The organism is Xanthomonas arboricola pv. juglandis, assembly GCF_905367715.1.
In the GTDB taxonomy this organism is placed as follows: Bacteria; Pseudomonadota; Gammaproteobacteria; order Xanthomonadales; family Xanthomonadaceae; genus Xanthomonas; species Xanthomonas arboricola.
In genome coordinates this window covers 2,373,506-2,395,902 of record NZ_HG999362.1, presented here as the reverse complement: position 1 = coordinate 2,395,902, position 22,397 = coordinate 2,373,506, and the positions used below count along the sequence as shown (strand labels likewise).

Genomic DNA, 22,397 nt, shown 5'->3' with positions numbered 1-22,397 from the left:
CACCACCGATGACCGGCGTACAGCGCGCCGCCGTGCTGCTGCTGTCGCTTGGGGAAAGCGACGCCGCCGAAGTGCTCAAGCACATGGACCCCAAGGAGGTGCAGAAGATCGGCATCGCCATGGCCACCATGACCGGCATCTCGCGCGATCAGGTCGAGAAGGTGATGGACGAGTTCAACGGCGAACTGGCCGGCAAGACCTCGCTGGGCGTGGGCGCCGACGACTACATCCGCAACGTGCTGATCCAGGCGCTGGGCGCCGACAAGGCCGGTGGCCTGATCGACCGCATCCTGCTCGGCCGCAACACCACCGGCCTGGACACCCTGAAGTGGATGGACCCGCGCGCGGTGGCCGACCTGGTGCGCAACGAGCACCCGCAGATCATCGCCATCGTCATGGCGCATCTGGACAGCGACCAGGCCGCCGAGGCCCTGAAGCTGCTGCCCGAGCGCACCCGCGCCGACGTGCTGCTGCGCATCGCCACCCTGGACGGCATCCCGCCCAATGCGCTGAGCGAGCTCAACGACATCATGGAGCGCCAGTTTTCCGGCAACCAGAACCTCAAGTCGTCCAATGTGGGCGGCATCAAGGTGGCCGCCAACATCCTCAACTTCCTGGACACCGGCGCTGACCAGGGCGTGCTGGGCGAGATCGGCAAGATCGACGCCGACCTGGCCGGCAAGATCCAGGACCTGATGTTCGTGTTCGACAACCTGGTGGACCTGGACGACCGCGGCCTGCAGACGCTGCTGCGCGAGGTCTCCGGCGAGCGCCTGGGCCTGGCCCTGCGCGGTGCCGACGTCAAGGTGCGCGAGAAGATCACCCGCAACATGTCCCAGCGTGCCGCCGAGATCCTGCTCGAGGACATGGAAGCGCGCGGCCCGGTGCGCCTGGCCGACGTGGAAGCGGCGCAGAAGGAAATCCTCACCATCGTCCGCCGCCTGGCTGACGAAGGCGCCATCAGCCTCGGCGGCGCCGGTGCGGAGGCGATGGTATGAACGACATCGTCACCCGCTGGCTGGCCCCCGACCTGCACCTGGAGCCGGCCCCGCCGGCGCCGGAGTACGACGAGCCGGCCGTGCTCGAGCCGGTGCTGCGTCCGCCGACCCTGGAAGAGATCCAGGCGATCGAGGACGCCGCCCAGCAGGAAGGCTACGCCCGCGGCCATGCCGAAGGCTTTGCCCAGGGCCAGTCCGAAGTGCGCCGCCTGACCGCGCAGATCGACGGCATCCTGGACAACTTCACCCGCCCGCTGGCGCGGCTGGAGAACGAAGTGGTCGGCGCGCTCGGCGAGCTGGCCGTGCGCATCGCCGGCTCGCTGGTCGGGCGTGCCTATCAGGCCGACCCGCAGCTGCTGGCCGAGCTGGTGCAGGAGGCCGTCGATGCGGTCGGCGGTGCCGGCCGCGAGGTCGAAGTGCGCCTGCATCCCGATGACATCACCGCGCTGCTGCCGCATCTGGCGCCCAGCAGCACCACCCGCGTGGCCCCGGACCTGAGCCTGAGCCGCGGCGACCTGCGCGTGCACGCCGAGAGCGTGCGCGTGGACGGCACCTTGGACGCGCGCCTGCGGGCCGCGCTGGAGACAGTCATGCGCAAATCCGGAGCGGGCCTGTGAGCGCCCTGCTGGGTGCCACCCCGGCCGACTGGCTGGATGCACGCAACCTGCGCCTGGCCACCCGCCTGAGCGGACTCGGGCTGGAACCGAGCGCCGGGCGCACCCTGATCCGCGAAGGCATCCTGCGCCGCGCGGTCGGCCTGACCCTGGAAGCCACCGGTTGCGAGGCGCCGATGGGCGCCACCTGCAAGGTCGAAGTCGATGGCGGCTGGGTCGATGCAGAAGTAGTCGGCTTTGCCGGCGAACGCACCTATCTGATGCCCAGCGCCGAGCTGCATGGCCTGCTGCCCAACGCCCGCGTGGTGCCCTCGCGGCGCCGCGGCGGCGTGGAAGTGGGCGAAGGCCTGCTCGGCCGCGTCATCGACAGCGACGGCACCCCGCTCGACGGCAAGGGCCCGATCCGCGGCGAAGGCAGCGTCAGCATGGCCGGCGTGTCGATCAACCCGCTGGCGCGCGAGCCCATCACCACCTCGCTGGATGTCGGCGTGCGCGCGATCAACGCGCTGCTGCCGATCGGCCGCGGCCAGCGCGTCGGCCTGTTCGCCGGCTCCGGCGTCGGTAAATCGACACTGCTCGGCATGATGACCCGCTTCACCTCGGCCGACGTGATCGTGGTCGGGCTGATCGGCGAACGTGGCCGCGAAGTGCGCGACTTCGTCGAAACCACGCTGGGCGAGGAAGGCCTGCGCCGCGCCGTGGTGGTGGCCGCCCCGGCCGACCGACCGCCGTTGGCGCGCCTGCATGGCGCCTACCGCGCCACCGCCATCGCCGAATGGTTCCGCGACCAGGGCCTGAACGTGCTGCTGCTGATGGATTCGCTGACCCGCTTCGCCCAGGCGCAGCGCGAGATCGGCCTGTCGGTCGGCGAGCCGCCGACCACCCGCGGCTATCCGCCGTCGGTGTTCGCCAAATTGCCGGCGCTGGTCGAACGCGCCGGCAACGGCGCCAAGGGGCGCGGCTCGATCACCGCCTTCTACACCGTGCTGACCGAAGGCGACGACCCGCAGGATCCGATCGCCGACGCCGCGCGCGCCATTCTCGACGGCCACATCCTGCTGTCGCGCCGGGTTGCCGACAGCGGCCTGTACCCGGCCATCGACGTCGAATCCTCGGTCAGCCGCGTGGTGCAGGACATCGCCGACGACACCTGGCGCCTGCGCATCCGCAAGCTCAAGCGCCTGCTGTCGGCCTACACCGCCAACCGCGACCTGATCGCCATCGGCGCCTACCAGCGCGGCAGCGACCCGGCCACCGACGAAGCATTGGCGCGCTGGCCGGAGATCGTCGAATTCCTCGGCCAGGACGTCCACCGGGCCGCCGACCTGCCCGACAGCCTGTCCGCGTTGCAGCGGCTGGTCGAACCCGAGAACTAATCCATGATGCAGTCCAAACGGATCGACCCCCTGCTGCGCCGCGCCCAGGAACAGGAAGACAAGGTCGCGCGCGACCTGGCCGAGCGTCAGCGCGCCCTGGATACCCACCAGTCGCGCCTGGAAGAGCTGCGCCGCTACGCCGAGGAATACGCCAACAGCCACATGGCCGGCACCAGCGCCGCTGCACTGACCAACCGCCGCGCCTTCCTGGACCGGCTCGACAGCGCCGTGCTGCAACAGGCGCAGACCGTGGAAAACAACCGCAACAAGGTGGAAGCCGAGCGCACCCGGCTGCTGCTGGCCAGCCGCGAGAAGCAGGTGCTGGAGCAACTGGCGGCCAGCTACCGCGCGCAGGAGAACAAGGTGATCGAACGCCGCGACCAGCGTGAGATGGACGACCTCGGCGCGCGTCGTTCGCGCCTGGCCCGCAGCGAAGACACCCACGGAGAATCCGCATGAACCCCTTGTCCGCTTTTGCCGCCGGCCTCGGCGCACTCGCCGGCACCGGCAAGAAATCCAGCTACAGCGATCCCTCGTCCGAGCCGGACGCCGGCCAGGACCAGTTCGCGCGCATGCTCAACCCGGCCAACACGCCGAATCAGGCCCCGCCGCAGGCGCCCGAGCGCGTGCCGGCCAAGCAGGCTGCGCCCAAGCCCAGCCAGTCCGACAAGCAGCGCAGCGACGACGACCACGGCGACGACGCGCCGGGCGACGCCACCGCACGCCCGCGCGCGCAGGACGGCGATGCCAAGGCTGCCAAGTCTGGCACCGCCAAGGAGTCGTCTGCCGCCGACGGTAGTAGTGCTGCCACCACCGCAAAGGCCGGCAAGGGCAGCAAGACCGCGAGCAACGGCGAAGACGCACCGGCCGACGCAGCCACCGCCACCGACACCGGCTGGCCACCGCCGGGCCTGGGCGGCTTCGGCATGGGCCTGCTGGCGCAGGCACTGCCGGGCGGCGATGTGCTGGCGGCCGCGGCTGCGGCACTGGCGGCCGGGGTGACCGCTGCCGCCGGCGCCACGCCGGCGGCAACCGCGCTGCCGACCGACGCGGCCGCACCCACCGCACCCGCGACCGCCGGCACCGCCCTGCCCTCGTTGGGCGCGTTGGCACCGGCTGCCGCCGCAGGCGCCAAGCCCACCTCCGTCACCGCCCTGAGCGGCGACGCCCAGGCGGCCGCGCTGATGAGCATGGCGACCAAGGCGCTGGACCCGGGCACCGACGACAGCGCCGGCCCGGCCGCGCCGGACGCCCCGGCGTTCGTGCTGCCGACCACCACGGCGGCCGCGCTTGGCCGCCTGCAGGACCCGGCGCCGGTGTTCAGCGCCTCGCCCACCCCGACCCCGGAAATGGGCAGCGACACCTTTGACGACGCCATCGGCGCGCGCATGAGCTGGCTGGCCGACCAGAAGATCGGCCATGCCCATATCAAGGTGACCCCGAACGAGATGGGCCCGGTCGAGGTGCGGCTGCATCTGGAGGGCGACAAGGTCAATGCCAGCTTCAGCTCCGCCAATGCCGACGTGCGCCAGGCGCTGGAGCAGAGCCTGCCGCGCCTGCGCGAAATGCTCGGCCAGAATGGCTTCCAGCTCGGCCAGGCCGATGTCGGCCAGCAACAGCAGAGCCAGTCCGGCAACCGCAACGGCGGCGGCAGCGATGGCACTGGCCTCAGCCTGGACGACAGCCCGCCCGTCGGAATTCCGTCGGTGGTGTTACGCCAGCGTGGATTGTTGGACGCCTACGCCTGAGCGCGCGCGCCGGGCACGCCCCGGCGCGGCTGAAACCTGGATGCCGGCAAGCTCCGGCACCGCCCCACGCCCCTCGCAGCGCAAGGCCTGCGGGGGTTTTGCCGTTGAACCTGCACGCGCGCCAGGAAACCGTCGCCGGATTGGCACGCCAATTGCATCCACTGGGTGAGCATTCCCCCTGGAGCAGACTGTGGCAGCCGCGGAAAAACCCAAGAAGACCGAAGACAAAGACGACAAGGGCGACAAGAAGAAGGGCGGCAAGAAACTTCTGCTGATCGCCGTCGGGGTCGTGGTGCTGGCCGCTGCCGGTGGCGGCGCCTGGTTCTTCTTCGGCCACAAGGGCGAGGAGAAAGACGGCAAGCACGCCGCGCCCAAGGTGGCCGAGGTGCCCAAGCCGGCGCAGTACTTCCCGATGGACCCGGCGATCGTGGTCAACCTGGCCGATCCCGGCGACGGCCCGCAGTACCTGCAGGTCGAAGTGCAGCTGGTCACCCGCGACCCGGAAGACCTCAAGCTGATCACCGAAAACGCCCCGGCCATCCGCGCGCATCTGCTGATGCTGCTGTCGCAGGTCAAGGCCACCGATGTGGCCGACCTGGTCGGCAAGCAGAAGCTGCAGAAGGCCGCCCTGGCCGAAGCGCAGAAGGTCATGACCAGCGAGACCGGTAAGAAGTGCGTCGAAGAACTGCTGTTCACCAGTTTCGTCACCCAGTAAGGCCTGCCCCATGAGCGTCAGCGATCTGCTTTCCCAGGACGAAATCGATGCCCTGCTGCATGGCGTGGATTCGGGTGCGGTCAACACCGAGCCGGAGCCGCTGCCCGGCGAGGCGCGCCAGTACGACCTGTCCAGCCAGGACCGCATCATCCGTGGCCGCATGCCGACCCTGGAGATGGTCAATGAGCGCTTCGCGCGGCTGTGGCGCATCGGCCTGTTCAACCTGATCCGGCGCTCGGCCGACCTGTCGGTGCGCGGCATCGACCTGGTCAAGTTCAACGAGTACATGCACTCGCTGTATGTGCCCACCAACCTCAACCTGATCCGTTTCAAGCCGCTGCGCGGCACCGGCCTGATCGTGTTCGAACCCACGCTGGTGTTCACCGTGGTGGACAACTTCTTCGGTGGCGACGGCCGTTACCACACCCGTATCGAAGGGCGCGAATTCACCGCCACCGAGATGCGCGTGGTGCAGCTGATGCTCAAGCAGACCTTCGCCGACCTCAAGGAAGCCTGGGCGCCGGTGATGGAAGTGGATTTCGAGTACATCAACTCGGAGATCAACCCGCACTTCGCCAACATCGTCACCCCGCGCGAGTACGTGGTGGTGTGCCGCTTCCATGTGGAGCTGGAAGGCGGCGGCGGCGAGATCCACATCACCCTGCCGTATTCGATGCTGGAGCCGATCCGCGAACTGCTCGATGCCGGCATCCAGAGCGACCGCAACGACCGCGACGACTCCTGGAACGTGATGCTGCGCGAGCAGCTGGACACCGCCGAGGTGACCCTGTCCAGCGTGCTGGCCAGCAAGCGCATGAGCCTGCGCCAGCTCACCGGCCTGAAGATCGGCGACATCCTGCCGATCGACCTGCCCGCACAGGTGCCGCTGTGCGTGGAAGACATTCCGTTGTTCACCGGCGAATTCGGCGTTTCCAATGGCAACAACGCCGTCAAGATTACCGCCGTACGCCCGCCCGGCGTGCAAGCCCCACGCGCCGTTCCCTCCCAGGACTCCAGCAAATGATCAACTCCGACATCCTCGACGCCGCGCCTGCCACCTTCGACAGCCTGCAGGCCGAGCACGACCAGAATGCCACCGACCTCAACCTGGACGTCATCCTGGACGTGCCGGTGACGCTGTCGCTGGAAGTGGGCCGCGCGCGCATCCCGATCCGCAACCTGCTGCAGCTCAACCAGGGCTCGGTGGTGGAACTGGAGCGCGGCGCCGGCGAGCCGCTGGACGTGTACGTCAACGGCACCTTGATCGCGCATGGCGAAGTGGTCGTCATCAACGACCGCTTCGGCATCCGCCTGACCGACGTGGTCAGCCCCAGCGAACGGATCCGGAGGCTGCGGTGATCGGCCTGCTGGCCGCTGCCGCGCCGGTCGCGGCCAAGGCCACCCAGGTCGGCGCGCAGGCGCCGTCCTCGCCCAGCCTGTTTGGCGCGGTGTTTGCATTGCTGCTGGTGCTGGCGCTGATCGTCGGCCTGGGCTGGTTGCTCAAGCGCATGCCCGGCAGCGGTTTCCGTAGTACCGAGGGCCTGCGGGTGGTGACCAGCCTGGCGGTGGGTGCCAAGGAACGCGTGGTGGTGGTGGAGGTCAACGGCCAGCAGTTGTTGCTCGGCGTCACCGCCGGCGGCATCAACACCTTGCACACCCTGTCCGAACCGCTGCCGTCCGCGCCCGCCCCCACCCTGCCCAACTTCAAGCAACTTCCCAATTTCGCCCAGCTGCTGGCACAGAAGCTGCGCAAGGACCCGTGACATGTTGAGTCGTTGGAATCGCTGGGGGCGCAGCCTCCGCCTGGTGCTGATCCTGCTGGTGATGAGCTGCCCGCTGCTGGCCGCTGCCACGCCCGCCGCATTGCCGGCCATGGCCCAGGCCGCCGCTCCTGCCGCCGCTCCTGCCGCCGCTCCTGCCGCCGCGCCTGCGGCCGCTCCGGCCGGCGCCAATCAGCTGCCGTCGTTGCCCAATGTCAGCGTCGGCCGCATCGGCGACCAGCCAGTGAGCCTGCCGCTGCAGACCTTGCTGCTGATGACGGCGATCACCCTGCTGCCGTCGATGCTGCTGGTGCTGACCGCCTTCACCCGCATCACCATCGTGCTGGGCCTGCTGCGCCAGGCGCTGGGTACCGGCCAGACCCCGTCCAACCAGGTGCTGCTGGGGCTGTCGATGTTCCTGACCGCGCTGGTGATGATGCCGGTATGGCAGAAGATGTGGGGCGCGGGCCTGTCGCCGTACCTCAACAACCAGATCGATTTCCAGACCGCCTGGACGCTGACCACCCAGCCGCTGCGCGCCTTCATGCTGGCGCAGATCCGCGAGACCGACCTGATGACCTTCGCTGGCATGGCCGGCGACGGCAAGTACGCCGGCCCGGACGCGGTGCCGTTCCCGGTGCTGGTGGCCTCGTTCGTGACCAGCGAGCTGAAGACGGCGTTCGAGATCGGCTTTCTGATCTTCATCCCGTTCGTGATCATCGATCTGGTGGTCGCCAGCGTGCTGATGTCGATGGGCATGATGATGCTGTCGCCGATGTTGATCTCGGCGCCGTTCAAGATCCTGCTGTTCATCCTGGTGGATGGCTGGGTGCTGGTGGTGGGCACATTGGCGGCGAGCTTCAACGCGTCGTAGCCGCAAGGTCTGCATGCGCGCCGCCCTGCCGGCGTGTCGACCCAGCCTGCCGCTTCGGCATGGGGTCCCGAAGTCGCGCAGCAAACGCAGGGCAGACAGCAAGCGCGCCAGCCAGTGCAGCCGATAGCGGCCGAAGCGCCCAGCTGAGCGACGCCCCAGCGGAACCACCCAACACGCGTGGTTTCGCCTCGCACCCTCACCCCAACCCCTCTCCCGCTGGAGAGGGGCGAGCCTCTGCAGACCGCACCTCGGTCAGCCCACACACTGTCGCACCAGCTTCAGCCCCCCCTATTCAGCCTCCCGATTCCCGATTCCCGATTCCCGATTCCCGATTCCCGATTCCCGATTCCCGATTCCCGATTCCCGATTCCCCAATCCCGTCCTTTGGCACCCCACTTGCATAACCACACCCATGAGCCCTGAAATCGCCCTGACCGAATTGCGTGGTGGCCTGGTCACCGTCCTGTGGATTGCCGGACCGATGTTGCTGGCGGTGCTGGTCGTCGGTGTCGTGATCGGTGTGGTGCAGGCTGCCACCCAGTTGAACGAGCCGACCATCGCCTTCGTGGCCAAGGCGGTGGCGTTGACGGCCACCCTGTTTGCCACTGGCAGCATGCTGCTGGGGCATCTGGTGGAGTTCACCATTGCGCTGTTCCAGCGCATACCTCACCTGATCGGCTAGCGGACCCGCCCGGATGGATGCTGCCACCCAGATGGTGATCGACGGCCAGCGCGCGTTTGCGATGGTCGGGGCGATCATGTGGACCATGCTGCGCACCGGTGCGCTGCTGACCGCGATGCCGTTGATCGGCACGCGCGCGGTGCCGGGACGGGTGCGGGTGATGCTGGCCGGGACCTTGTCGATGGTGCTGGCGCCGCTGCTGCCGCCGGTGCCGGACTGGGACGGTTTCACCGCGCAGGCGGTGCTCAGCGTCGCCCGCGAGCTGGCGGTGGGCGCCAGCATGGGCTTCATGCTCAAGCTGATCTTCGAGGCCGGCGCGATGGCCGGCGAGCTGGTGTCGCAGTCCACCGGCCTGTCGTTCGCGCAGATGTCCGACCCGCTGCGCGGAGTCACCTCCGGGGTGATCGCGCAGTGGTTCTATCTCGGGTTCGGCTTGCTGTTCTTCGCGGCCAACGGACACCTGGCGGTGATCGCATTGCTGGTGGACAGCTACAAGGCCCTGCCGATCGGCACCGCGCTTCCCGATGCCGCCGCCTTCGCCGAGGTGGCGCCGACCCTGTTTCTGCAGATCCTGCGCGGCGGGCTCACCCTCGCATTGCCGATGATGGTGGCGATGCTGGCGGTCAACCTGGCCTTCGGCGCGCTGGCCAAGGCCGCGCCGGCGCTGAATCCGATGCAGCTGGGCCTGCCGCTGACGGTGTTGCTGGGGCTGTTCCTGCTGTCCAGCTTCGCCAGCGAATTCGCGCCGCCCGTGCAACGCATGTTCGATACCGCCTTCGACGCCGCCAGGGAATTGACTGCCTAGCGGGCACATCCATAAGTGTGAACTGCCTCAAGTTTTTCGCCGGTCAGCCGTCAACGCCACAGGACGATTGATACCGCCAATCGCCATCACTCACCCACGCCAAAGCCCGCGGGAACCGATGCCCAACCTGTCTGCGCTGTTCGCTCCGATTGCGTCACGAGGCGGCCACTGGTGGGCCTGGGCCTGCCTGTGGATTGCCGGGCTGCTGGTGTGCGGCCCCCTGCAGGCGCAGACCTACAGCTTCCGCGACTACGCCCAGGCCGATGGCCTGCAGGGCATGACCGTCAACAGCCTGCTCGAAGACCGCCAGGGCGTGGTCTGGGTGGGCACCGAGCTGGCCCTGCACCGCTTCGAGCGCGAGAGTTTCATACCGGTCGGCCAGGAAAGCGGCCTGGATGCGCGCTATATCCGCGCCCTGGCGCTGGATGCGGCAGGACGGCTATGGGTGGCCAGTGCCAACGGCGTGTTCGTGCGCGACGGCGGTACGTTCGTGCAGCTGCTGCGCGACGGCAAACCGATCCGTGCCGACAGCGGCAATGTGCTAGCCGCCTACGCCGACGGCATGGTGGTGGTCAGCGAGAACGCCTTGCTGCGCCTGTCGCCGGATCACACGGGCGGCTGGTCGGTGCACCCGCTGCCGTTGCAGCTGGCCGATGGCACCAGCCTGCCGGCCGGCAAGGCGTTACTTGCCGATGGCACGGCACTCTGGAGCAGCTGCGGGCCGCACATCTGCCGGATCGACGAGAACGGACGCACCGAGTTGCTTGGCGAAGCCGAGGGAGTGCCGGAGCGGCAGTGGCGGGCGATCTTTCGCGACCACCAGAACACCCTGTGGCTGCGCGGCGGTGGCCTGGTGCTGTCGCGCGCGACTGGCGAGCGTGTATTCCGCAACCATGCGGCGCCGGCAGGCACCAGCTTCGACACGCTCTCGGCCGCCACCACCCTGTCCGAAGATGCACAGGGCCGCCTGCTGACACGCTCCGATCGCGGCCTGGTGCGCTGGGAAGGCGATCACTGGCGCTATTTCGGCCACGACCAAGGGCTGCCGATCAGCCCGATGGTCGGCCCGTTGCTGATGCAGCGCACCGGCCAGCTGTGGATCGGTACCCGTGGCCTGGGCGTGCAGCGCTGGTTGGGCTACGGCAACATCGAACACTGGGACGAAAGCCAGGGCCTGGCGGAAGCGCCGACCTGGATGATCCAGCGCCTGCCCAGCGGGGAACTGCTGGTCGGCAGCGATGCCGGCTCCAATGTGCTGGATCCGCGCAGCGGGCGCATGCAGCCGTGGACGCTGGACGACGGCCAGCCGCTGCTGCAGTCGATCTCCCTGGCGCTCTCGCCGACAGACGGCGCCGCCTGGGTGGCACGCTCGTCCGGCGCGCTGGCGCGGCGCGATCCGCGCAGCGGCCGGACCGTCGACGTGCTGCAGCTGGGCCTGCCGATCAACAAGCTGCTGTTCGACGCCGCCGGCACCTTGTGGATCACCACCCCGCGCGGCCTGTATCGCATGCCGCCGGGCGCGCCATACCAGGCCATCCGCGATCCGGGCGTGCCGGCCGCGTTCGTGGGCGATGTCGATCTCGACCCCCAGGGCCGGCTCTGGGCCAGCACCCGCGAGGGGCTGTACAAGCGGCAGGCAGACGGTGCCTGGCAGCGCGTGCAGGTGCGTGGCGCGCTGCCCAGCCAGGATTTCTTCCTGATCGATTTTGCTCCCGATGGCGAGCTGTGGATCTCGCTGCGCGATACCGGGCTGTGGCATGGCCGCCTGCAGGCCGATGGCGTGCTGGCGCTGCGCGCGGTGGACGATCCGCTGGTGGCGCGGGTAATGCCGTTCATCCTGCGCCACGACCGCGAGGGCCGGCTGTGGCTGGGCAGCAGCCAGGGCCTGGACATGCTGGAAAACGGCCATTGGTCGCGGGCCACGCGCACCGAGGGCCTGTTGTGGGACGACATGTCGGCCAATGCGTTCTTCGAGGATGTGGACGGCAGCATCTGGCTCGGCAGCAGCCGCGGCGCCACCCATCTGATCGACCCGTTGCGCGTGTTCGCCGCGCCGCCATTGCGCGTGGACATCCTGCGCGTGCGGCGCGGCAACCAGGCGATCACGCCGGGAGCGCAGGTCGATTGGTCGCAGGTGCCGCTGGATGTGGACATCAGCGCACCCGGTGCCGAAGGCGGCCCGGACCGCATCAGCTTCCGTTACCGGGTGGAGGGCCACCAGGCACGCTGGACCCAGACCTCGCTCAGTCACCTCACCTACCCGCTGTTGCCGCCCGGCACCTATACGCTGGAAGTCCAGGCGCTGGATGCCTACCAGCGCAGCGCCAGCCCGGTCGCGCGGCTGCATTTCGTGCTGCGCCCGCCGTGGTGGCGCGGCGCGCCGGCAGTGGCCGGCTACGTGCTGCTGGGCATTGCCGCGGTGATCGCGCTGCTACGCTGGCGCACGCGCAAACTGCTGCGGCGCAAACGCGAGCTGGAGCAACTGGTGGCCGAGCGCACTGCCGAGCTGGAACAGGACAAGCGCGAGCTGGAGGCGGCACGCGCTGAACTGGCGCTCAAGGCCACCCACGACGAGCTGACCGGGCTGCTCAACCGCGCCGGCATCCTGCACGCGCTGCGCGGCATGCTGGCGCGTGCCGATACCAGCGCGCGGTCGCTGGCGGTGGTGTTGATCGATCTGGACCACTTCAAGCTGGTCAACGATCAGCACGGCCACCTGGCCGGGGACGCGGTGCTGGCCGAGGTCGGCCGGCGCCTGGATACGTTGGTACGCGGCGACGACCGCATCGGTCGCTACGGCGGCGAGGAATTGCTGGCGCTGCTGCCGGGGCTCAGTGCCGAAGCCGCCCATCGCCTGCAGGCACTGCATCGCGGGATCTGCGGCAACTACCCGATCGATGGCGGCGTGCTGCCGGTGACCTGTTCGGTCGGGGTGGCCTGGTTCCAGCCGGGCGAAACCCTGGAACAGCTGCTGGCGCGCGCCGATGCCGCGCTCTATCGCGCCAAGCGCAATGGACGCAACCGCATCGACTACGACCATGTGCGCTACGACGCCGCGGCCAGCGGCTGAACCTGCACTCGTGCGCGAGCAGCACGCAGCCGTTTTGAACCGGCATCAAGCCATCTGCGTGATCGCGCCTGCAGCAACAGCGTGCAGCTCGGGAACAACATGCACTGGCAACGGCCGTGCGCGCTGCACAATCACGCCGCCATGCCTGCTTAAGCATTAAAGAAACACGCGTGAACAGCCGCTAGTCGGTTTACTGCGGCCTGCTATGGGGGCCGCCCATGGCAAGCGTGAGACACCCGCGCGAGGGGCGCGGACCACACGCGCCGATGCGTGGGAGAGTGCAACGCTCGTGGGGGTTGAGTACCGCCAATGCAGGTCGTCAGGCCGGCGTGCACCGTTCTTGGCGGTGCTGCTGCTGGCCTTGCTGTCGCTGGCCGATCTGGCCGGCGCGCAGAGCGCGAGCATTCGTCGCTACGCCCACGACCAGGGCTTGCTCGGGCTGGCCGGCACCTGCCTGCTGCAGACCCGCGCCACGCTGCTGTGGGTGTGTACCGAAAGCGGCCTGTATCGCTACAACGGGCGTAGCTTCCAGCAGGTGATGCTGGATGGCCTGCGCAACGAACCGATCACCTCGATGGCCGAAGCCGCCGACGGGCGGCTGTGGGTGGCCGGCTTCCAGGCCCTGTTCGTCGGCGACGAGCACGGCTTCCGCAAACTGGCCCCCGACGAGGCCGAACACCTGCAGGAAGACATGCTGCTGGCCAGTCCCTCCTGGGGCACGGTGCTGGCCAATGGCGGCACGCTGGAACGATTGAGCGCACGCGGCAACGGCCACTGGCATAGCGAGCCGCTGCTGGACACCGCCACCCGGGTGCGCGTGCCCGAGCTGTCCAAGGTGCTGAGCCTGTCGGTGGACGGCGACACCTTGTGGGCCGGTTGCGCCAAGCGGCTGTGCGCCATCGATGCGCAACGCAAGGTGCAGGTGTACGGGCCGGACCAAGGCGTGCCGGACGATCGCTGGTACAGCGTGTTGCGCGATCACGACGGCGCACTGTGGGTCCGCGGCACCGGCAACCTGCTCTATCGCGCGCCGGGCGCCAGCAAATTCAGCGTGCGGCCGCTGCCCTTGCTCGATGGCAGAACCATCGGGCGACAGGCGCCGTTGGTGCTGGACCGCGAAGGACGCGTGCTGGTGCGTCGCAACGACGGGCTGGCGCGCTGGGAGAACGGCCGCTGGCGCAGTTTCGGCGCCGACAACGGGCTGCCGCCCGGCAGCAGCGATGCGATCCTGGTGGACCGCGATGGCGATGTCTGGATGACCGTCGATGGCGAAGGCCTAGTGCGCTGGGCCGGCTACGAATGGATCGAGAACTGGGACGCCTCGCAGGGCATGCCGGCCGCGCCCACCTGGTCGATCGCCCGCGACGCGCAGGGCGCGCTGCTGGTCGGCAACGAACATGGCACCGGCCGCCAGGTCGATCCAGGCGGGCGGTTCGTTCCGGCCCTGCAGGCCTCCGGGATCCAGATCGTGGGCATGCAACGCAGCGCCGACGGCAGCCTGTGGACGCTCAATTCGGCCGGTTTCCTGCGCCGCACCTGGCCAGATGGCCGCAGTGCGCAGATCGCCAAACTGCCGCGCACCGCGCGCCGCCTGCTGATCGATCGCCAGGGGCGGATGTGGATGCTCAGCGCGGGCGGGCTGTTCGTGATCCGGCGTCCGCTGGAAGGCGGCACGATGGAAGCGGTCACCGAGATGCCCACGATCGCCTATACCGATGTCCAGCAGACCGCCAACGGCACGTTGTGGGTGTCCACCGCCAACGGCTTGTTCCGGCTGCAGGGCGCACGCTGGTCCAGGGTCGAGGTGCTGGTCAATGGCGGCGCCTCGGACCCGTGGATCAGCAAGTTCCACATCAGCGACAGCGGCGAGGTGTGGCTGGCGTTCTATCGGCCCGGTCTCTGGCACGGCATGTTGCTGGGCGAGCGGCTGGATCTGCAGGCGATCAGCGATGAGGCGCTGCGCGATGTCGGCGTCTACCTGATGCGCGGCGACAGCCTCGGCCGGGTCTGGGTGGGCCATGCGCGCGGCGTGGAGGTCTACGACGGCGAGCGTTGGGCGCATCTGTCGCAATCGCAGGGCCTGCTGTGGGACGACATCTCCGAAGCCGCCTTCGCCGAGGATCCGGATGGGTCGGTCTGGATCGGCACCTCGCGCGGGGTGAGCCATCTGCTGGACCCGGCGCGGCTGTTCGATGCGCGCCAGCCCAGCGTGCGCATCGACAGCGTCAGCCGTGGCGGCGTGCCGGTGCAGCGCGGCCAATTGCTGGGCTGGAGCGACAAGCCGCTGCATATCGAGCTGTCCACGATGGAGGTGTACGACGACCCGAGTCGCCTGACCGTGCGTTACCGCCTGCTCGGCCTGCACAACGAATGGATCCAGAGCGACAACCTGTCGATCGACCAGGCGCCGCTGCCCTCCGGGCATTTCCGCCTGCAGGTGCAGGTGCTGGACCGCTACCGCCGCACCGCCTCGCCGATCGCCGACCTGCCGTTTGCGGTGGCCCCGCTGTGGTGGCGCAGCCCGACGGCGATCGTGTTGTATGTGCTGATCGGCAGCGCGCTGCTGGCCGGCCTGTGGCGCTGGCGGCACCGCCATCTGGTCGCGCGCGAGCGCATGCTGGCCGAACTGGTGGCCGAGCGCACCTATCAGCTGGAACACGAAAAACGCGATCTGGAAAGCGCGCGCGCAGCGCTGGCCCTGAAGGCCAGCCACGATGCCCTCACCGGCCTGCTCAACCGCTCCGGCGTGCTCGAAGCCATGGCCGAGGAACTGCAGGCCTGTGCGCACGGCGGGCATCCGCTGGCGGTGGTGCTGATCGACCTGGACCACTTCAAGCTGGTCAACGACGAACACGGGCATCTGGTCGGCGATGCGGTGCTGGCCAAGGTCGGCGCACGCCTGACCGCCTGCCTGCGCGACTCGGACAAGGTGGGCCGTTACGGCGGCGAAGAACTGCTGTTGCTGTTGCCGGGCATGTCGCAGCATAGCCAGCACCGGCTGCGCGCCATCCACGAAAAGCTCAGCCTGGCACCGTACGAGGTGGGTGCCGCCCGGCCGCTGCAGGTGACCTGTTCGGTCGGCGTGGCCTGGTTCCGGAACGGCGACAACGCCGCCACGCTGCTGGCACGTGCCGACGAGGCGCTGTACCGCGCCAAGCGGCATGGCCGCAATCGCATCGAACCGGAAGAGCCCGAATCGTCGGTGGCGTGAGCCCAAGAGCCACCGGTCGGGCGCAGCTCGCTGCGTATGGATTTCAGCTCGACGCACAGCATCAACGCATGCACTGGCAGCCACCCGCATGCCAGTCACGGCACCGCAGCATCGCCCGCACCGTCACCTCGCGCGCAGCCCCCTCGCCGCCAACGCATCACAGCCATCGCCGGCTGCCCCTGCCCGGCCGACCAGCGCAGTTGCGCGTGACCTGCGGTGCATGCGCGTCGATCGCCGCCGGCTGCCTGCAGGCGCTCAAGAAGTGGCGCCCGGGGTCGCTAGGTCCTTGAGCAAGTGCGTCCCTCGGCGCCGGAAGTGGATGGGTGGTCGGAACCTATAACCCTGGCATGGTGATGCTGTCGCTGGTGGTGGCCGTGCTGGCCTCGTATACCGCACTGCATCTGGCCGCACGTGTGACTGCCAGCCGTGGCGGCGATGCCGTGGCCTGGCTGATGGGCGGCGCGGTGGCGATGGGGATCGGCATCTGGTCGATGCACTTCGTCGGCATGCTGGCGTTTCACCTGCCGATTCCGCTGGGCTACGACCTGGCGCTGACGACCTATTCGATGCTGGCGGCGATTCTGGCATCGGCATTCGCGCTGTGGCTGACCTCGCGTGCCGATCTGCCATGGCCGCGGCTATGCATGGGCGCGGTGCTGATGGGGCTGGGCATTGCGCTGATGCACTACATGGGCATGGGCGCGCTGCGCATGTCCCCGGCCATCAGCTACGACCCGCTGCTGTTCGGGCTGTCCCTTGCCATTGCCATCGGCGCCTCGGCGGCGGCGTTGTGGATCGCCTTCCGGCTACGCCACGACGGGCGCCGCTACAGCCTGCGCCTGATCGCGGCGATGATCATGGGCGTGGCGGTCGTGGGCATGCATTACACCGGCATGGCGGCCGCGCAGTTCGCGCCCGGCAGCATCTGCGGCGCGGCCGCCGGTGCGCACCTGCCGCTGCCCTGGCTGGCCGCGGTGGTGGTGCTGGTCACGCTGGCGCTGCTGGCGCTGGCGCTGGTGATCTCGGTGCTGTCGCGGCGCTTCCAGCAACGCACCGACGTGCTCGCGCGGTCGTTGGCGCAGGCCAATGCCGAACTGGTGCTGGCCGCCCTGCACGACCCGCTCACCCGCCTGCCCAACCGCGTGCTGCTGCACGAGCACGTGCTGCAAAGCATCGACCGCGCCCAGCGCGACGGGCAACGCTTTGCGGTGATGCTGATCAACCTGGATGGGTTCAAGGCCATCAACGACGGCTACGGCCACCAGTTCGGCGACCAGTTGCTGGTGGCGGTGGCCGGGCGCATGAGTGCGCACCGGCGCGCCCACGGCAGCCTGGCGCGGCTGGGAGCCGACGAGTTCGTGCTGGTGTCGGCCATCGCCGACCCCGAGGATGCCGCCGCCATCGCCGCGCATCTGCTGCAGGCGCTGGCGGTGCCGTTCCTGGTCGCCGACCAGGAATTGCGCCTCAGCAGCAGCGTCGGCATTGCGCTGTATCCGGAGGATGCCGGCAGCGAACATCAGTTGATGATCCATGCCGATGCGGCGATGAGTCACGCCAAACAGGCCGGCCGCAACCGTTACAGCTTTTTCGAGCGCTCGATGACCGGCACCACCCGCGAGCGCCTGCAGCTGCTGCAGGATCTGCCGCGTGCGCTGGAACTGGGCCAGTTCGTCCTGCACTACCAGCCCAAGTACTGCGCCGACGATGGCCGCCCGGTCGGCGCCGAGGCGCTGCTCCGCTGGCAGCACCCCGAGCGCGGCCTGGTGCCGCCGGACAGCTTCATCCCGCTGGCCGAACGCAGCGGCATGATCGGCCCGCTCGGCAGCTGGGTGCTGCAGCAGGCCTGCCGGCAGATGCGCGACTGGCGCGAGGCCGGACATGGGCACTGGCGGGTGGCGGTCAACCTGTCGGCCACGCAACTGGCCTCGCCCAGCCTGCTGGACGAGGTGGCCACCACCCTGGCCGACTACGCGATCCCACCGGCCCAGCTCACCCTGGAAATCACCGAGAGCATGGCCATGCGCGATGCCGAGGCCTGCCTGCGCACGCTCGGCCAGCTCAATACGCTGGGCGTGCGCATCGCCATCGACGACTTCGGCACCGGTTATTCCAACCTGATGTACCTGCGCAAGCTGCCTGCGCACGAACTCAAGATCGACCGCAGCTTCGTGCAGGCCCTGGACAACGGCCCGGAAGACATCGCCATCGTGGCCGCGGTGGTGGCACTGGCGCACACCATGCGCCTGCAGGTGGTGGCCGAGGGCGTGGAGACCACCGCCCAGCGCAACACACTGGAACGGCTGGGCTGCGACCAGCTGCAAGGCTACCTGCTGGGCCGGCCAATGGACGCCGAGCACTTCATCGCGGTGGTGGTCGCCCAACGCGACGGCCCAACTCGCCCGACCGGCTGAGCGAAGGCGGCAAAGCGACCGCCGCCCCGGCATCCACGCGCAACGACCCGCCAGCAGCCCCACGCACAGCCGCGGCGTCCCGACTACCCAATCCCCAATCCCGCTTCCCGATTCCCGATTCCCGGCCTCCCAAACTGGAACGCCACTTGCATGACGCAGGGCTGACCAGTCACCGGCACCTCCATGTCCGAGTCCGAAGACGGCGGCGAACGCACAGAGCTTCCCACCGAAAAACGCCTGCGCGAAGCCCGCGAGCAGGGCAACATCCCGCAATCGCGCGAGTTGTCCACCGCCGCGGTGTTCGGTGCCGGCGTGTTCGCGCTGATGGCCCTGGCCCGCGGCATCGGCGATGGCGCCAGCGTCTGGATGAAGACCGCGCTCAGCCCGGACCCGAAGATGCGTGAAAACCCGATGGCGCTGTTCGGCCATTTCGGCGACCTGCTGCTGCAGCTGCTGTGGGTGATGCTGCCGCTGATCGGCATCTGCCTGGCCGCCGGCCTGGCCGGCCCGCTGTTGATGAGCGGGCTGCGCTTTTCCGGCAAGGCGATCATGCCCGACCTCAACAAGCTCAACCCGATGAACGGGATCAAGCGCATGTGGGGCAGCAACAGCCTGGCCGAACTGGTCAAGTCGGTGCTGCGGCTGCTGTTCGTCGGCCTGGCCGCCAGCCTGTGCATCTCCAAGGGCCTGCACGGCCTGCGCTCGCTGGTGAACCAGCCGCTGGAACAGGCGGTGGGCAACGGCCTGGACTTCACCAAGAGCCTGCTGTTCTACACCGCCGGCGCGCTGGTGCTGCTGGCCGCCATCGACGCGCCGTACCAGAAGTGGAACTGGCTGCGGAAGCTCAAGATGACCCGCGAAGAGATCAAGCGCGAGATGAAGGAAAGCGAGGGCAGCCCGGAGGTCAAGGGCCGCATCCGCCAGATGCAGATGCAGATGTCGCAGCGCCAGATGATGGAAGCGGTGCCCAAGGCCGACGTGGTGCTGATGAATCCGACCCACTACGCGGTGGCGCTCAAGTACGAGGGCGGCAAGATGCGCGCCCCGATCGTGGTGGCCAAGGGCGTGGACGAAATGGCCTTCCGCATCCGCGAAGCCTGCGAACAGCACCGCGTGGCGATCGTCACCGCCCCGCCTTTGGCACGCGCCTTGTATAGAGAAGCGCAAATCGGCAAGGAAATTCCCGTGAGACTCTATTCGGTCGTGGCCCAGGTGCTGTCCTACGTCTACCAGCTGCGTGGCTGGAACGGCGGCCCGATGCCGGAATTGCCGTCGCTGGACGTGGATGAGTTCGGCAAGGGAGCCAGCGCATGAGCGCCCAACCCGCCCCGATGAATGCCCGGCGCATCATGGAGTTGCTGCGCAACGGCCTGGGCGCGCCGCTGGCGCTGATGGCCATGCTGGCCATGCTGATGGTGCCGCTGGCCGCGCCGGTGCTGGATGCGCTGTTCACCTTCAACATCGCCATCTCGCTGATGGTGCTGCTGGCGGTCGTCTACGTGCAGCGCCCGCTGGAATTCACCATTTTCCCGATCGTGCTGCTGATGACCACGATGCTGCGGCTGGCGCTGAACGTCGCCTCCAGCCGCGTGATCCTGATCAACGGCCAGGACGGCCATGCCGCAGCCGGCAAGGTGATCGAGGCGTTCGGCCAGTTCGTGATCGGCGGCAACTACGCCGTGGGTATCGTGGTGTTCGCGATCCTGACCATCATCAACTTCGTGGTCATCACCAAGGGTGCCGGACGCGTGTCGGAAGTGACCGCGCGCTTCATCCTGGACGCCATGCCCGGCAAGCAGATGGCCATTGATGCCGACCTCAACGCCGGTTTGCTGACGCGCGAGGAAGCCAAGGCCCGCCGCGAAGAGGTCCGCGAGGAAGCCGACTTCTACGGTGCGATGGACGGTGCCAACAAGTTCATCCGCGGCGACGCCATCGCCGCCATCCTGATCCTGTTCATCAACCTGGTCGGCGGCATGGCGGTGGGCATGTTCCAGCACGGCATGAGCTTTGTGGATGCCGCCTCCACCTATACCCTGCTGTCGATCGGCGACGGTTTGGTGGCGCAGCTGCCAGCCCTGCTGGTGTCGTCCTCGGTCGCCTTGCTGGTGACCCGCGCCTCGCGCGCGCAGGACATGCGCGGCGCCATGATCAGCCAGGTGTTTGGCCAGCACCGCGCCCTCGCGGTGGCTGCGGCCATCCTGGGCCTGGTCGGCCTGGTGCCGGGCATGCCCAACGTCGCGTTTTTGACGCTGGGCCTGATCCTGGGCGTGATCGCCTGGAAAATGTACAAGCGCAGCCTGGTCATCCCGCCGACCGGCGACCCGGCCACCGATCCCAAGGCCGCCGCTGCGGCCACTGCCGCCCAGGCCAGCTCGGAGCTGAGCTGGGACGAACTGCGCCCGATCGACCCGCTGGGCCTGGAAGTGGGCTACCGGCTGATTCCGCTGGTGGACAAGAACCAGGGCGGCGAACTGATGGCGCGCATCAAGGGCGTGCGCCGCAAGCTCACCCAGGACATCGGCTTCCTGGTGCCGCCGGTGCATATCCGCGACAACCTGGAGCTGTCGGCCAACGCCTACCGGTTGCTGGTACACGGGGTGCCGGTGGCCACTGCGGAAATCTATCCCGATCGCGAACTGGCGCTGGACCCGGGCGGTGCGCTCGGCCAGCTCGACGGCATTCCCGGCAAGGACCCGGCGTTCGGCCTGGACGCCACCTGGATCCAGCCACACCAACGCGCCTATGCCGAATCGATGGGCTACACCGTGGTCGACCCGGCCACCGTGGTCGCCACCCATCTGTCGCACCTGATCCGCGAACACGCCCCGGAACTGCTCGGCCACGAGGAAGTGCAGCAGCTGCTGGCGACCCTGGCCAAGACCGCGCCGAAGATGGTGGAAGACCTCACCCCGAAGGCGCTGCCGCTGTCGGTGGTGGTGCGCGTGCTGCAGAACCTGCTGATCGAGCGCATCCCGGTGCGCCAGCTGCGCAAGATCGTCGAAGCGCTGGTCGAACACGCCCCGCACAGCCAGGACCCGACCACCCTCACCGCCGCGGTACGCACCTCGCTGGGCCGCTTCATCGTGCAGGAAATCGCCGGCATGTCAGCCGAGCTGCCGGTCTACACGCTGGCCCCGCAGCTGGAGCGCGTGCTGCAGGAATCCACCCACGGCAACGGCGTGGCGCTGGAGCCGGGCCTGGCCGAGCGCCTGCACCAGAGCTTGGCCGACTGCGTCGGCAAGCAGGAAGCCCGCAACGAACCGGCAGTGGTGCTGGTGCCCGGCCAGGTCCGCGCCGCCCTGGCCCGCCTGGTCCGCCACAGCGTCCCGTCCCTGTCGGTACTGGCCTACAGCGAAGTGCCCGAAGACAAGCGCCTGAAGCTGGTCGGCACGATCAGCTGAAACCGGCCGCCGACCAACGCCCCCCGTGGGGTCGCACCCGGGCGCGACAGGTTTTACCGGCACAGCCCGTCGCGCCCGGGTGCGCTCCTACGACAGGCCGGGCAATCCGGGAACACACCGCGGACGCCGACACCACCGTAGGAGCGCACCCGGGCGCGACAGGCGTTACCGGCACGGCCCGTCGCGCCCAGGTGCGCTCCTACGACAGGCCGGGCAATCCGACAACACATCGCGGACGCCGACACCAAGGTAGGAGCGCACCCGGGCGCGACAGGTTTTACCGGCACGGCCCGTCGCGCCCAGGCGCGCTCCTACGAACCTACCCACTACGCTGGCCAGCGATGGCTGCAGGCCGGTGACCGACCAGCACCCGGCGTCGGAAAGCCGCCACTGGTCCGGATCTCCAATCGATTGCACGGCGCTGGCCGTTTCCAGGCATCCCGAGCGCCCCAGACTTGGCCTTCCGGCCGCCAGCGCTTCCGCCTGCACGACGACGCCACTGCATCGCCGCCCCGGAAAAAAGTCAATCAATCCATTGACTTGAAACCGTCGGACCCGACCGTACACGCCGCTCCCGCCCCGTCCCGACGCACCAGCTCCCCGCGCCGGAACCCCGGCACCCCGTTTTGGCACGCCGCGTGCATTAGCTCTGCCGAGACCGCAGCCAGCGCCACCGCTGCGGGGCGAGAGCAGCACTTGGAACAACCGAACGGGACAGGCAACTCATGA

At 68.7% G+C, this 22,397-nt stretch carries 17 protein-coding genes; all 17 read left to right on the top strand.

What is annotated here, in order from left to right:
- Positions 1-8 precede the first annotated feature (8 nt).
- The 17 genes from fliG (at position 9) to flhA (ending at position 21,668) form a co-directional block, all read left to right on the top strand.
- Positions 9-998, top strand: coding sequence for a flagellar motor switch protein FliG (gene fliG / locus KHN93_RS10435; RefSeq protein WP_016904678.1), 990 nt, complete (start codon positions 9-11; stop codon positions 996-998).
- On the top strand, positions 995-1,615 hold the full coding sequence (locus tag KHN93_RS10430) for a FliH/SctL family protein (RefSeq protein WP_039527420.1): 621 nt from the start codon (positions 995-997) through the stop codon (positions 1,613-1,615). Before fliG ends, KHN93_RS10430 begins: the two co-directional genes overlap by 4 nt.
- The gene (gene fliI / locus KHN93_RS10425; RefSeq protein WP_016904676.1) at positions 1,612-2,988 is read left to right on the top strand and encodes a flagellar protein export ATPase FliI; all 1,377 of its coding nucleotides are present in this window, start codon (positions 1,612-1,614) and stop codon (positions 2,986-2,988) included. Before KHN93_RS10430 ends, fliI begins: the two co-directional genes overlap by 4 nt.
- Before the next feature lie 3 nt (positions 2,989-2,991).
- Complete coding sequence (gene fliJ, locus KHN93_RS10420) at positions 2,992-3,447, top strand: flagellar export protein FliJ (RefSeq protein WP_016904675.1); 456 nt, start codon at positions 2,992-2,994, stop codon at positions 3,445-3,447.
- Positions 3,444-4,736, top strand: a complete 1,293-nt coding sequence (locus tag KHN93_RS10415; RefSeq protein ID WP_212579542.1) for a flagellar hook-length control protein FliK — start codon at positions 3,444-3,446, stop codon at positions 4,734-4,736. The genes fliJ and KHN93_RS10415 overlap by 4 nt, the downstream gene beginning before the upstream one ends.
- Positions 4,737-4,926: 190 nt before the next feature.
- Entirely contained in the window at positions 4,927-5,451 is a 525-nt protein-coding gene (locus tag KHN93_RS10410) for a flagellar basal body-associated FliL family protein (RefSeq protein WP_016904990.1), read from the top strand.
- Between the two features lie 10 nt (positions 5,452-5,461).
- On the top strand, positions 5,462-6,475 hold the full coding sequence (fliM, locus tag KHN93_RS10405; RefSeq protein ID WP_016904991.1) for a flagellar motor switch protein FliM: 1,014 nt from the start codon (positions 5,462-5,464) through the stop codon (positions 6,473-6,475).
- The gene (fliN, locus tag KHN93_RS10400) at positions 6,472-6,810 is read left to right on the top strand and encodes a flagellar motor switch protein FliN (protein WP_016904992.1); all 339 of its coding nucleotides are present in this window, start codon (positions 6,472-6,474) and stop codon (positions 6,808-6,810) included. The genes fliM and fliN overlap by 4 nt, the downstream gene beginning before the upstream one ends.
- The gene (fliO, locus tag KHN93_RS10395) at positions 6,807-7,214 is read left to right on the top strand and encodes a flagellar biosynthetic protein FliO (protein WP_024937666.1); all 408 of its coding nucleotides are present in this window, start codon (positions 6,807-6,809) and stop codon (positions 7,212-7,214) included. The genes fliN and fliO overlap by 4 nt, the downstream gene beginning before the upstream one ends.
- Before the next feature lies 1 nt (position 7,215).
- Entirely contained in the window at positions 7,216-8,085 is an 870-nt protein-coding gene (gene fliP, locus KHN93_RS10390) for a flagellar type III secretion system pore protein FliP (protein ID WP_212579541.1), read from the top strand.
- 412 nt (positions 8,086-8,497) lie between these two features.
- Positions 8,498-8,767: a flagellar biosynthetic protein FliQ gene (locus KHN93_RS10385; RefSeq protein ID WP_005917968.1), complete on the top strand. Its 270-nt coding sequence runs from the start codon at positions 8,498-8,500 to the stop codon at positions 8,765-8,767.
- Positions 8,768-8,780: 13 nt separating this feature from the next.
- Positions 8,781-9,572, top strand: coding sequence for a flagellar biosynthetic protein FliR (fliR, locus tag KHN93_RS10380; RefSeq protein ID WP_016904238.1), 792 nt, complete (start codon positions 8,781-8,783; stop codon positions 9,570-9,572).
- A gap of 118 nt (positions 9,573-9,690) precedes the next feature.
- A complete protein-coding gene (locus KHN93_RS10375) occupies positions 9,691-12,642 on the top strand; it encodes a diguanylate cyclase (protein WP_212579540.1) in 2,952 nt (983 codons plus the stop codon).
- A 289-nt stretch (positions 12,643-12,931) separates the two neighbouring features.
- Entirely contained in the window at positions 12,932-15,853 is a 2,922-nt protein-coding gene (locus tag KHN93_RS10370) for a ligand-binding sensor domain-containing diguanylate cyclase (RefSeq protein WP_212579539.1), read from the top strand.
- Between the two features lie 323 nt (positions 15,854-16,176).
- Positions 16,177-18,264, top strand: a complete 2,088-nt coding sequence (locus KHN93_RS10365; protein ID WP_212579538.1) for a putative bifunctional diguanylate cyclase/phosphodiesterase — start codon at positions 16,177-16,179, stop codon at positions 18,262-18,264.
- A 183-nt stretch (positions 18,265-18,447) separates the two neighbouring features.
- Complete coding sequence (gene flhB / locus KHN93_RS10360) at positions 18,448-19,578, top strand: flagellar biosynthesis protein FlhB (protein ID WP_024937670.1); 1,131 nt, start codon at positions 18,448-18,450, stop codon at positions 19,576-19,578.
- Between the two features lie 17 nt (positions 19,579-19,595).
- Positions 19,596-21,668, top strand: coding sequence for a flagellar biosynthesis protein FlhA (flhA, locus tag KHN93_RS10355; RefSeq protein ID WP_024937671.1), 2,073 nt, complete (start codon positions 19,596-19,598; stop codon positions 21,666-21,668).
- Positions 21,669-22,397: the final 729 nt, after the last annotated feature.